Raw genomic sequence first — 12,789 nt, 5'->3', positions numbered from 1 at the left:
GATGGGGTCGGGGCAATTGGGGGGGGGGGGGGCAACCGATATGCCGGTTTCTCCCTAGCTGATGAAACCGGCGAGGATAGCAGGGGGGAAAGGGGCAGGGATATTTTGGGTTTTGGGTTTTTGAAGGGGGGCTTTCCCCTTGGGGGAGAGGAATAGTCGGCGCGTTTCAATACCGTCCGTGGTCGCGGATCGCCGTGTCGATCTCGACTTCGAGGGCCGGATGGGCCGCGAGCGCGCGGGTGATCAGGGCGGTGTTGCTCTGGTCGATGGCGCTGGCCAGCTCGTGGGCGCAGGCGCGGTAGGCGTCGGGCGGCAGGCCCGCCTTGAGGGCCGGCAGCAAGGCCTGCAGCGTGCGGCCAGATTCGAAGGCGGTGCGGATCATGGTGCGGGCGAGATCGATGTCCATGGCGGGTTCCCGGTGCTGTCCTCGCCACAAGGATAGCAGCAATCCGGCGGCGGTCGATGGCGCTGCGCGGGGCGCGGTGCGTTCCAATGCACGGCGTCACCCTGGCCCCCGGGTCGCGTCGCGCCCGGTGAAAGGTTTCGGCAGGGGTCCATGCTGAGTCTTTCCAAAGTCTGGAAATTCATCAGGCGCTCACGGGAGCCACCTTGCGGCTGCGGCGCGATCTCGAGATGGGTCCCGGCCTGCGCTGGGATGACATCGGGGATGGGTGGGCCTTGTGGCCGCCCCGACGCATAGCCAGCCGGTGGCGCAGCGCGGCAATGATGCGTCCTGCGCGCGGCGGCAATATTGCACGCGGATCGGGAGCTGTGCGGAGGGGCGCTCTGCTGGACAGCGACAGCGTGCGGTGTGAGGCGATCTGTCGGTAGCCGAGAGCTCAACTGGCTTAACTTCTAAGCGAAAAGCTCTCGGGCATTTTCAAGCTTTGATGGCTTCGCGACCATCCATAAAATCATCTTCCAAAACGACGTCACTGCTAGTGTTCCAAGCATTCTCATGGCTAGCGCCATCTGAGCTGGTGGCCTCAAATGTCGCGGCGGACAGCAGCCAGCTTTCATATTTGGACTGAGAGTCATCAAGCATTTTATTGAAGATTGACTCCAATTTACTGATGTTGTTGGACTTGGACATAGAATCTCCCTCCGACCTGATTGCGCTTAGAATGGTATCAGGCGGTTAACGCTTCGTTAAGAAGAAAAGCTCCCATGTTAACTGAAATTGAGTTTCCGGAAATATTCATTGGGTTAGTTTCTCCAATAGGCGTAGATACTCAAGATGTTGATGCCTCTATAGCAAGTTATTTTAAGGCCGAGGGGTATTCAGTAATCCATATAAAGGTAACTGACTCGTTTAGAAGGCTCAAAGAGGACATAGTTCCTTTGAAGAAATTGGAGAACTCACCATTTTATGAGCGAATAGACAGTCATATAGAGTACGGAAACTACGTAAGGAAAAAATTCAACGACAACAGCATCCTGGCTTCGGCTGCGGTCTCGCTTATATTTAGGCAGAGGTGGAAATCAGAAGTAGCCAATCGACTGAATCCTGCGCTTCCTAGTTACGAGCGTCGCGTCTATATTATTAGTCAATTCAAGCGCAAAGAAGAAGTTGATTTGCTGCGGCAAGTTTATGGAGCGCAGTTTTTCCAAATTTCGGTTTATAGCCGTCGTGAGACGCGAATAAAGTATCTTTCTGCTAAAATAGAGGCTGACAAGCGCCAGGATGACAAAAGGCCTTCCGAAGATTTGGCTCGCTATCTTGTTGCCCGAGACGAGGACGAATCTCGCGAGCCTTTTGGCCAACGAGTGACAAGCGTGTTTCACGATGCGGACTTTATTGTAAACGTTGAAGCCCAGAATCAAACGATAGACAGGCAGGTCGAAAGGTTTGGCGAATTGCTCTTTGGCTCGAACGTCATCTCGCCCACAAAGTCGGAGTATGGCATGTACTCCGCGAAGGTTGCGGCGCTTCGAACATTGGACCTTTCACGCCAAGTAGGTGCAGCAATATTCTCGCCCGGAGGAGAAATTATATCTTTAGGTGCCAATGAGGTTCCCAAGGCGGGAGGGGGAACTTATTGGGCAGATGGTGGAGGTTATGATGCAAGAGAGTACGTCCTAAAAAAGGACTCTAACGATGAGAAAAAGCGTCTCGTAGTACGAGAGATGTACTCGTTAGCGATGGGAACGCAATTCGAAGAGAGTAAATTTCAAGAATTTATTGAGCGAGACGACGTAAAAAATTCTAGGGCGATGGACGCTATTGAATATGGAAGAATTGTGCATGCCGAGATGAACGCGGTGACAGATGCAGCAAGGTTAGGTCGAAATGTTCAAGATGCAGTGCTGTATTGCACGACCTTCCCGTGTCACGTTTGCGCAAAGCACATAGTTGCATCCGGCGTGAAGAGAGTTGTGTATCTTGAGCCCTACCCAAAAAGCTTGGCGCAGGATTTACACCCAGACTCTATAAGTGTTGATGGATCAGAGCGCGGGCGCTTTAGCAAATACCCGGTTGTCGAATTTGAACATTTCTATGGTGTCACCCCTCGTCGCTATCGAGAGTTCTTTGAACGGGGCAAGCGCAAGGCCGATGGAAGACTCCAAAACTATATAAAAGGAAGAAAAATTCCTATTATTAGAATAATACAGCCATCTTACGTCAATTCTGAGAAACTTTGCATAAAGGCTGGATTTGCCAAGCTCCATTCATTGAAGGGGCAGAACTAATAAATTCAGGGTATTGGCGTGGATCAGTATTATTGGCCTGAGGCCGAAGCGCTGGGGTCTGCAGGCCATGGCAGGGAAACGCACGGATGCGGTGGATATTGTGGATCGTTGGGGTGATCGCGGTGCTGCTCGGGCTGTTGTGGCTGGTGCAGGGGCCGATTCCGCCGATCCTCTGCGTCGCCGATTGCGAGACGCTGACCGGACCGGACCTGGGTTGGGCGATTGCCGGGTTGGTGCTGATGCTGGCGGGCGTGGCGGCGGTGGTTTGGGGCAGACCCCCACCTAGCCTCCCCCTGAAGGGGGAGGAATCGCATTAGGGTTGGGGCGCTGTTGGTGGATAAGCACCGGGTTACTCCTCTCCCTGAAGGGGGAGGGATTGGATCGGGGTTGGGGATGGACCCCCACCTGACTTGCCATTCGAGCATAGCTCTCATGGCTTTCTCCCCTCAAATCGCGCCGCTGGCGCGAGTTCCCTCAATTTGATTGAAGCGAAGTGTAGAGCCCTCGGGTCGAGCCCGAGGGTGACGCGCGGGTGGGTGGGGGGCGGTGGGATGACCACGAAGCGACCCCCACCTAGCCTCCCCCTGAAGGGGGAGGAATCGCATTAGGGTTGGGGCGCTGTTGGTGGATAGCACCGGGATACTCCTCCCCCTGAAGGGGGAGGGACCGGGCGGTGGGTGGGGTGGTATTGCAGGTTAACTCGATGCGCTCCTCCCCCTTCAGGGGGAGGTTGGGTGGGGGTGCGAACATGAAAGAGCAGATCTCCTTTGCCCGCGGCTTGCGGCGGGAGCAGACGGTGGCGGAGCGGCGGTTCTGGGCGCTGCTGGAGCCGTGGCGGCGGGCGGGCTGGCATATGCGGCAGCAGGCGCCGATCGGGCCCTATGTGGTGGATTTTGTCTGCAAGCGCGCCCGGATCATTTTCGAGATCGATGGCGACAACCACTTTACCGAGGCAGGTCTGGCGCATGATGCGCGGCGGACGGCTTTTCTCGCCGGGCTGGGCTATCGCGTGGTGCGCTTTGGCAATGACGAGGTGCTGACCAATATCGACGGCGTCGGCGACATGGTGTTCGGGGTGCTGGGGCCGGTGGATGGGGAGCCACCGGGGTGGGGAGAAAATCCGGACTAGCCGAGAGACCCTCACCTGACTTGCCATTCGAGCATAGCTCTCATGGCCTTGTCGGCTCAGATTGGTCCATGGAGCGATTTGCCCTGCGGGTCGGCTCGAAGCCCCTGAAGCGGCGCCCCCACCTAACCTCCCCCTGAAGGGGGAGGGATCAGATCGGGGTTGGGGATGGACCCCCACCCGGCCTCCCACTTAAGGGGGAGGGGCGCATCGAGGTTGTCCACGATGGTGCCCCTTCCACCGCGCGGCTCCTCCCCCTAAGGGGGAGGTTAGGTGGGGGTGCCGGGGTTGGGTGCTGGGGCTAGTTGACCTCGCCCTGCAGCGTATCCAGCTCCATCTCCCTTAGCCGCTTGACCTCGTCGCGGAGGCGGGCCGCTTTCTCGAATTCCAGGTTCGTGGCGGCTTCGCGCATCTGGGTTTCGAGGTCCTTAATGACGGCGGCGAGGTTGGCGCCGACATGGGTGGCTTCCTTGCCGTCGCGGCCTTTGCCGATACTGACGGTGACGTGGTCGCGCTCGTAGACGCTGTCGACGATGTCGTGGATGTTGGAGCGCACCGAGGCGGGGGTGATGCCGTGGGCCTCGTTATAGGCGACCTGCTTTTCGCGGCGGCGGTTGGTTTCGGCCAGGGCGCGTTCCATCGAGCCGGTGATCTTGTCGGCATAGAGGATCACCTTGCCGTCGACGTTACGCGCGGCGCGGCCGATGGTCTGGATCAGGCTGGTTTCGGAGCGCAGGAAGCCTTCCTTGTCGGCGTCGAGAATGGCGACGAAGCCGCATTCGGGAATGTCGAGGCCTTCACGCAGCAGGTTGATGCCGACCAGCACGTCGAAGGCGCCCAGGCGCAGATCGCGGATGATCTCGATGCGCTCGATGGTGTCGACGTCTGAGTGCATGTAGCGCACGCGAATGCCCTGCTCGTGCAGATATTCGGTGAGGTCCTCGGCCATCTTCTTGGTGAGGACGGTGAGCAGGGTGCGGTAGCCGGCCTTGTTGACCTGGCGGATCTCGTCGACCACGTCATCGACCTGGTTCTTGGCCGGGCGGATTTCCACCGGGGGATCGATCAGCCCGGTGGGGCGGATGACCTGTTCGGCGAAGACGCCGCCGGTCTGCTCCATTTCCCACTTGCCGGGGGTGGCCGAGACATAGACCGACTGCGGCCGCATGGCGTTCCACTCCTCAAAGCGCAGCGGGCGGTTGTCCATGCAGGAGGGCAGGCGGAAGCCGTATTCGGCCAGGGTCGCCTTGCGGCGCAGGTCGCCGCGATACATGGCGCCGAGCTGGCCGATGGTGACGTGGGATTCATCGACGAAGACCAGGGCGTTGTCGGGCAGATATTCGAACAGGGTCGGGGGCGGCTCGCCGGGCTTGCGGCCGGAGAAATAGCGCGAATAGTTCTCGATGCCGGCGCAGGAGCCGGTGGCTTCCATCATTTCGAGATCGAACAGGGAGCGCTGCTCGAGGCGTTGCGCTTCGAGGAAGCGGCCGGCGCCGTTGAGCTCCTGCAGGCGGGCATTGAGCTCGGCGCGGATGGCCTTGATGGCCTGGTTCATGGTGGTGCGGGGCGTCACGTGGTGGCTGTTGGCGAAGACGCGGATGAAGGTGAGGTCGGCGCTTTTCTTGCCGGTCAGCGGATCGAACTCGGTGATGGATTCGATCTCGTTGCCGAACAGGGTGACGCGCCAGGCGGCGGCTTCATAGTGGGCGGGGAAGATTTCAACGGTATCGCCGCGCACCCGGAAGGTGCCGCGCACGAAGCCGGTGTCGCCGCGCTTGTATTGCAGGGCCACCAGCTTGGCGAGCAGCTCGCGCTGGTCGATCTTTTGGCCCTTCTGCACGTCGATGGTCATGGCGGTGTAGTCCTCCACCGAGCCGATGCCATAGATGCAGGAGACCGAGGCGACGATGATGACGTCGTTGCGCTCGAGGATCGCCCGCGTCGCCGAGTGGCGCATGCGGTCGATCTGCTCGTTGATGGTGGATTCCTTCTCGATATAGGTGTCGGTGCGCGGGACATAGGCCTCGGGCTGGTAGTAGTCGTAATAGGAGACGAAATATTCCACCGCATTGTCGGGGAAGAAGCTCTTGAACTCGCCATAGAGCTGGGCGGCCAGGGTCTTGTTGGGGGCCAGGATCAGCGCCGGGCGATTGGTGGCGGCGATCACCTTGGCGGCGGTGAAGGTCTTGCCCGAGCCGGTGACGCCGAGCAGCACCTGGTCGGTTTCGCCATTGTTGACGCCTTCCACCAGCTCGGCGATGGCGGTGGGCTGGTCGCCGGCCGGCTCATAGGGCGTCACCATGCGAAACGGCTTGCCGTCGCTGCGCGTGATATTGCTCTTGCCCTGATGCGGCATCCAGGGGGAGGAGCCCTCCACCTCCTTGCGGCCATGCAGGATGATCTGTTCGAGCGCCTTGACCGTGGCGGTAACGCCGACGGCGGCGCCTTCCACCGTTTTGGAGGAGCCGGACTTCGAGCGGGCGCTGGCCATGGCCGATTGCAGCTTGCCCTCGGTATCGGCGCTGCTCGAGGGGCCGGTGGAGGGGACGTGGCCGAAGCCGGCCTGCGGGCTTTCGCCCATGCCGGAGAAATCGACGCGGTCGACCGAGTTTATTTTGGTCTTTGAGGTCTTGGCCGACATGCCGGTGGCGGTGTCGTTGGAGGATTTGGTGGTGCGGCGCTTTTCCAGCGCGGATTTCTTCCTGGCGGCGGTTTCGAGCGCCTTGCGGGCATCCTCGCGCACCTGCTCGGCCTCGGCCGCCTGCTTCTGGTCGGCGCGGTCGAGCGCGCGCTTGTTGCGCATGCGCTCGGCATAGAGCGGCTTGGACGCGGCGATATCCTCGGCCTTCTCGATCTCGCCGAGAAAGTCGTCGATGGAAAAATCAGCTTTGCCGGGGCGGGCAGATTTGTCGGCCATGAACAAACACCAGGGGTCGGGGGTGCGACTCAGATGGGGAGCAGCGCGCGCAGATGCAATGAGGGGCCAAACCTAGTCGCAATCGCGCGGCGATGGAACCGGGCTGCTGACAGGGCGTGGCAGCAGTGAATGGGCGCCCCACCTAGCCTCCCCCTGAAGGGGGAGGGACCGCGCGGTGGGGGGGGCGGGATCTGGGGCAGGCACGGGGCTACCCCTGAAAGGGGGCACCCCCACCTGGCCTCCCCCTGAAGGGGGAGGGACCGCGCGGTGGGTGGGGCGGGATTTGGGGGCAGGCATGGGGTTGCCCGTACCCGCTCAGGGGTGGGTGGGGGTCGGTCAGCGGGGGATGAAGTAGCGGGTCTGGCCGTCGAGCTGGCCGGTGCGGGCCAGGCCGATGGTGGTGAGTGTTTCTAACAGGTTGGCGATGCGGTCGCGGCGCTTGGGTGTATTGCGACCGTCAAAGGCCATGGCGAGGGCTTCGGGGGGCACGGGGGCGGCGGCCTTGCGGAGCACGTCGACGAGGACGGAAATCTGCTCATTGTCATTGCTCGGCCAGGTCGGCTTGTCGCTGCCGGGGATGATGGCCAGATCGGCCTCGGTCTGCACGCCATCGGGGCGGGCGATCTTGTGGCCGAGTTTTGGAATTTGATAGTCGGGGCGCAGCCAGCGGACGAGACCGCGCGCCTCCTCGGCGGCGCGCGCCTGATTGAGGGCGACGAGGCGGGTCAGCAGTTCTTCCTCGGCGGCGAGCTGATCGGCGGTCTTGTATTGGCTTGGCGTGGTGGCGCCGGGCAGGCCGACCAGACGCGGGGCCAGATCGGCCCAGCCATAGGCGGCAAAGACCAGGGTGTCGATTTCGTCGTGGATATCCTTGAGGATGGCGATGTGGCCGGCCTCATAGGCATCGCGTTCCTTGACGCTGAGCGGCTCGATATTGGCGGCGCTGTCCTCGGCGCGACCGGGGCCGGCTTTCCATTCCAGTTCGCGGACCCGTTCGAGGCTGTTGTAGAGCCCGGTCATGGTCAGGAAATCATGGGCGGCAAGGCGTTCCTTGCGGAAGGCATCGAGGCGTTCGCCAAGGGTGGCGAGGCGGGATTGGATGACGGGATTTTCCGACAGGTCGGGGAAGGGGAAGGGATCGAGAACCTTCGATTTGTTGTAGCGCGGACGATCCTCCAGAGTGCCTCCTATTGCCAGCATCCAAACCACATGCAGGCTCGATGACAGGGCAGCCAAGGCAGCGGGGCTATCGAGCCCGATGTTGACCAGCATGTTGTCGGGGCGGATAGATGCATCGAGAAACTGGAAGAAGCGGTGCTTGGCGGTTTCGATGGTGGTGATGTAGCGAGAAAGCGGCGCCAGAACGGGGCGCAGTTCGCGGCGGGGCTCGCCAAATATCCACCAGTTATCGCGGTAGGTATCACGGTTATTGTCGTCGCGTTCCGGCTTCACCGTCTCCGCGACATGCTGATAGACGGCCGGGAACCGCGTTTGCACCTCTGCAATTGGCAACGGGAACAGATCGATGACCATTACATTACGTGGCCGATCCGCGAGGTCGCGGCCATTGCGATAGGGCACGATGAATTGTTCGAGCCCGGGCACGCTGCCAAGCCCGAGCTGTTTGGCCCGCTGCAACGTGACGATGAAGCCCGCGCCATGCAGAGAAACGCCCCGGCTAGAAATCGCTTCATTTGCCATCAGCGCTTTAGCTGAGGCCAGATCGGCGCCAAGGATCAAATCCGCCCGAACCTTGCCCTCGCGCGTCTCTAGCGTCACCTGCGGCGCGTCGGTGTCCAGCCCCTTTTCGCTGATGACAGTCGCCAGCACGCCCTCGCGCTCACCGGCCTGGGCAACCGTCATGGCAATGCGCACGGCGGCCTTGTCGCTGGCCTTCATCCAGGGATGGTCGGGCACCGCGAAGACCAGCGAGAGCGGCAGCTTGGCGGCCATGTGGCGTTCGATGACGCGGCGCGAAAAGGTCTGGGTGATGGAATTGGTGGTGATGAAGCCGAAGCGGCGCAGCGGATTGGGATTGGCCTTGGTCGATTTGCGCAAGAGGCGCTCGGCGGCAGCATCCCAGAAGTGCATGACGAAGTCGGCGCCGCCGGGCACCTTGGGGCGGGTTTTCCAGACGGCCTCGGCATAGCCATCGCCCAACTCGGCGCGCATGTCCTTGCCGCCGATGAAGGGCGGGTTGCCGACGATGAATTCGACCTCGGGCCAGGGCGCGGGGCGCGGGTTGCGGTAGTGGTAGAGTTCGATGCGGGCCTGCGGATCGGGTACCAGTTCGCCGGTGATGGGATGGGCGATGCGGGTCACGCCGTCCCAGCGGGTGACAGGCGCGCCGTGCTCGTCGCGCACCAGATCCTGACTGTCATAGGCCAGAATGGCATCCTGCTGGCGGATGGTGCCATAGGCGTGCAGCACGGGCTCGGAAATGGCGTTGAGGCCAGCGGTGCGCAACTGCCATTTGAGATAGCCGATCCACAGCACCAGATCGGCAATCGGCACGGCGCGGGGGTTGAGTTCGAGGCCGTAGAACTGGCGCGGATTGACGGTCTCGCCTTCCATCATCAGGCGGGACTGATCTTCGCCCAGCCCGTCAATGGCGGCGAGGACTTCGCCCTCCAGCTTTTTCATCAGTTCGAGCGAGACATAGAGAAAATTGCCGGTGCCGCAGGCTGGATCGAGCACGCGCACGGTGCAGAGTTCGTGGTGAAACGCCTTGGCTTCGGCCAGCGCCCTGGCGGCATTGCCGACTTTGAGCGCCTCTTCGATATTGCCCTGCGCCTTGCTCCACTGGTCGCGCAGCGGCTCGATGATGGTGGGGACGACGAGGCGCTCGACATAGGCGCGGGGCGTGTAGTGGGCACCCAGCTTGCTGCGCTCGCGGGAATCCAGCGCGCGCTCCAGCAGGGTGCCGAAAATGGCCGGTTCGACATCGCGCCAATCCTGCCTTGCCGCGACGAGGAGCTCGTGAATGTCCTCGGGCGCCAGCGGCAGCGCCTTGGGATTGGCAAACAGGCCGCCATTGAAATGCTTCAGGCTGGCCATGGAATGAGGCTCGAAGCCGCCAGTATTCATGGTCTGCCACAGGCTTTCCATGGCCAGCGGGAAGGCGGCGGGATTGTCGACCAGCTTGCCCAGCAGCTCGACCATCAGCTTTTCGGGCAGCAGACCGACATCCTCGGCGAACATGGTGAACAGGCAGCGCATGAGGAATTCGGCGACGTCGCGGGCGTCGTGCTTGCCTTCAAGGTTCTTGGCGATCTTGGCGAGCCGTCCGGCGATGTCGCGGGTGACTTCGGCGGACTTTTTGGCCGGATCGAGACTATGCGGATCGGTCCAGACCGCCTTGAGGCGGGCCTGAATGGCGGGGTCGCGCAGATCGTCCATGGAAATGCGGAAGCTCTGCGCATCGGGGAATTGCGCGTAGTTTTTGCCCTGGCCGGAGAAATCGGCATAGAGCTCGATGACATGGCCGACATCGACCAGAATGACGAAGGGCGGGTAGCCATGTTCCACGGGCAGGTGTCGCGTGTAGTCGACCGCCTGCAGATAGGCCGAGCGCATGACGCGGTCCCAGCCGGCGCTGCCGCGCTTGGCGTGGCCGAGCTTGCGGCTCTCTGGGCCTCGGAGCCGAACATATCGGTCTGCTGCGGGTTCTGTGCCTGGCGCCGTGCGGATTGCTTGGCTTCGAGCACGAAACTGCCGCGCTTGTAGCAATCGACATAGAGCTTGGTCGATGAGCCATCGGGGTGGGGGTAGTCCAGGCTCCGCTCGTAGACATAGTCGTTCTGGTGATTGAACTCGCTGCTCATCAGCGGCGCGGGCAGGCCCAGCGCGGTGCACAGACCCGAGATGAAGAGCTGATAATTGGCCCGCTCGGAGCCGCCGGAGGCGGTGGCTTGGGCAATCAGTTCATCAAGTGTCTTCAAGAGCTTGCATCCCCCTGTGGGCACTATTGCCGGAAAGGGGGGCGCAGGGGAAGAGGGGATGGGGATGCGGTTGGGGAGAGACCGCGATATCGGAGCCTGTTGAGATCCCGGAGAGACCCCCACCTGGCCTCCCCCTGAAGGGGGAGGGACGGGATCGGGGGTGGGGGGTGGTTGGTTGCCGGATGGCCGCTCCTGCTGGGAGGGGCGGCTGGGCGTTAGCGCAGGGCGCGCAGGGCGTTGAGGATGACGATGACGTCGATGACTTCCTGCAGCAGGGCGCCCTGGACCGGGGGGAGGTAGCCGAAGGCGGCGGCGATCATGGCGGCGAACGAGAGGCCGAGGCCGACGATGACGCTTTCGAGCGCGATGCGGCGGGTGCGTCTGGCGATGGTGATGGCTTTGGCCAGCGGCGCCAGGGCATCGACCAGCAGCACGACGCCGGCGGCCTCGGAGGAGGCGGCGGCGCCGCGGGCGCCCATGGCGACGCCGACATCGGCGGCAGCCAGCGCGGGGGCGTCGTTGACGCCATCGCCCACCATCATCACCAGCCCTTCGGGCAGGGCTTCGCGGTGCAGCAGGGCCAGCTTGTCCTCGGGGCGCAGATCGCCGAAGGCGGCGTCGACGCCCAGCTCGACGCCGATCGCCTCGGCAATGTCGCCGCGATCGCCGGAGGCCAGCACGATGCGGTTGACGCCCGCCGCCCGCAGCGCAGCGAGCGACTGGCCGGCATCGGCGCGGACGCGATCCTGCAGCACGATCAGGCCATAGGGGCGGCCGTCGACCGCCACGGCCACGGTCATGGCGTCAATCGGCAGGCCGGTGGCCAGATCGGCAAAGCTGCCCTGGGTCAACTGGTCGGTGACGAAGCCGTGGCCGCCGACCAGGGTGGGGCGGCTGTCGACCTGGCCGATGAGGCCTTCGCCGGCGGTTTCGACCACATCACCGGGCGTGGCGAGGCGCAGCCCGGCCGCACTGGCGGCCTGCACCAGCGCGGCGGCCACCACATGGCTGGAGGCCTGATCGAGGCTGGCGGCGGTGCGCAGCACCTGATCGGCGGTGACGCCGGCAATGGTGCGGATATCGGTGACTTCGGGGTGACCGCCGGTCAGGGTGCCGGTCTTGTCGAGCACGGCGGTCTCTACCTTGGCCAGGGCTTCGAGCATGCCGCCATGCTTGACCAGCACGCCGATGCGGGCGGTGCGCGACATGCCCGAAATGATGGCGACGGGCACGGCGAGGATGAGCGGGCAGGGGGTGGCGACCACCAGGACGGCGAGGGCGCGCAGCGGGTCCATGGTCAGGCCCCAGGCGGCGCCGGCCATGGCCACGGTGAGCACGAGAAACCAGATGGCATAGCGGTCAGCCAGCCGCGTCATCGGCGCCTTGCTGTCCTGCGCCGCCTCGACCAGGCGGACAATGCCGGCATAGGTACTCTCGGCGGCCGGGCGGCTGACCAGCAGATCAAAGGGCGCGCCCATCAGGGTGGAGCCACTGAGGGCTTCGGCGCCGGGGGCCAGCTGCACCGGGATGGATTCGCCGGTCAGCGCCGACATGTCGAGCTCGGCCTTGCTGCCGGCGACATGGCCATCAACGGGCAGCACCTCGCCGTGCCGGATCAGCAGGCGATCGCCGGGCATGATGTCGGCGATGGGCACCTCCTCAAGCGTGCTGTCGGTGTAGCGCATGGCCGAATGGGCGACGCGGCCGAGCAGGGCGGTCATTTCCTGGCGGGCGCGACCGGCGGCAAAGGTTTCCAGCAGCTGGCCGCCCGAATACATCAGCGCCACCACATTGCCGGCCAGCGGCTCGCCAAAGGCCAGGGCGGCCGACATGGACAGGGCAGCCACGATATCGAGGCCGACATCGCCGCGCTGCAGGGAGCGCACGATCTGCCAGAGCAGGCCGGCCAGCACCGGAGCGGTGCCCCAGGTCCAGGCCAGATCGGCCGGGCCGGCGCCGCTGGTGAAATACAGCACGGTACCGATGCCCAGACCGAGCAGGGCAATGGTCAGCAGGCCGGCGTCGTAATGGCGCTGCAGCAGGGTTGTCAGGCGGGACATCGATGCGGCTCCTGGGCGGCGCCAACAGGGCGCGGACGCCAAGGTTAGCACAGG

At 63.0% G+C, this 12,789-nt stretch carries 8 protein-coding genes and 1 pseudogene; 3 read left to right on the top strand and 6 right to left on the bottom strand.

The window, feature by feature from the left end; all coding sequences use genetic code 11:
- Positions 1 to 166: 166 nt before the first annotated feature.
- Positions 167 to 406 carry a hypothetical protein gene (locus tag ABFY71_RS07030; RefSeq protein WP_347945300.1) on the bottom strand — a complete coding sequence of 80 codons (240 nt, stop codon included), beginning with the start codon at positions 404 to 406 and terminating at the stop codon, positions 167 to 169.
- Positions 407 to 880: 474 nt separating this feature from the next.
- The gene (locus ABFY71_RS07025; RefSeq protein ID WP_347945299.1) at positions 881 to 1,093 is read right to left on the bottom strand and encodes a hypothetical protein; all 213 of its coding nucleotides are present in this window, start codon (positions 1,091 to 1,093) and stop codon (positions 881 to 883) included.
- A gap of 74 nt (positions 1,094 to 1,167) precedes the next feature.
- Here ABFY71_RS07025 and ABFY71_RS07020 point away from each other — a divergent pair, with 74 nt between their 5' ends.
- From ABFY71_RS07020 to ABFY71_RS07010, 3 genes are all read left to right on the top strand, one after another.
- Entirely contained in the window at positions 1,168 to 2,691 is a 1,524-nt protein-coding gene (locus ABFY71_RS07020) for an anti-phage dCTP deaminase (RefSeq protein WP_347945298.1), read from the top strand.
- Positions 2,692 to 2,777: 86 nt separating this feature from the next.
- A complete protein-coding gene (locus ABFY71_RS07015) occupies positions 2,778 to 3,008 on the top strand; it encodes a hypothetical protein (RefSeq protein ID WP_347945297.1) in 231 nt (76 codons plus the stop codon).
- Between the two features lie 431 nt (positions 3,009 to 3,439).
- Entirely contained in the window at positions 3,440 to 3,820 is a 381-nt protein-coding gene (locus ABFY71_RS07010) for an endonuclease domain-containing protein (RefSeq protein ID WP_347945296.1), read from the top strand.
- Positions 3,821 to 4,118: 298 nt separating this feature from the next.
- On the opposite strand, the gene uvrB is transcribed toward ABFY71_RS07010, so the two are convergent.
- The 4 genes and pseudogenes from uvrB to ABFY71_RS06990 form a co-directional block, all read right to left on the bottom strand.
- Complete coding sequence (uvrB, locus tag ABFY71_RS07005; RefSeq protein WP_431021513.1) at positions 4,119 to 6,458, bottom strand: excinuclease ABC subunit UvrB; 2,340 nt, start codon at positions 6,456 to 6,458, stop codon at positions 4,119 to 4,121.
- 612 nt (positions 6,459 to 7,070) lie between these two features.
- Positions 7,071 to 10,310, bottom strand: a complete 3,240-nt coding sequence (locus tag ABFY71_RS07000; protein WP_347945295.1) for a class I SAM-dependent DNA methyltransferase — start codon at positions 10,308 to 10,310, stop codon at positions 7,071 to 7,073.
- 125 nt (positions 10,311 to 10,435) lie between these two features.
- Positions 10,436 to 10,699 (bottom strand): annotated as a pseudogene (locus ABFY71_RS06995) (hypothetical protein); the annotation flags it as partial.
- Between the two features lie 191 nt (positions 10,700 to 10,890).
- A complete protein-coding gene (locus ABFY71_RS06990; protein ID WP_347945294.1) occupies positions 10,891 to 12,735 on the bottom strand; it encodes a heavy metal translocating P-type ATPase in 1,845 nt (614 codons plus the stop codon).
- Positions 12,736 to 12,789 lie beyond the last annotated feature (54 nt).

Origin of the sequence: Devosia alba, assembly GCF_039938915.1 — a bacterium.
Lineage (GTDB): Bacteria > Pseudomonadota > Alphaproteobacteria > Rhizobiales > Devosiaceae > Devosia > Devosia alba.
This window is presented reverse-complemented; position numbering and strand designations above follow the sequence as displayed.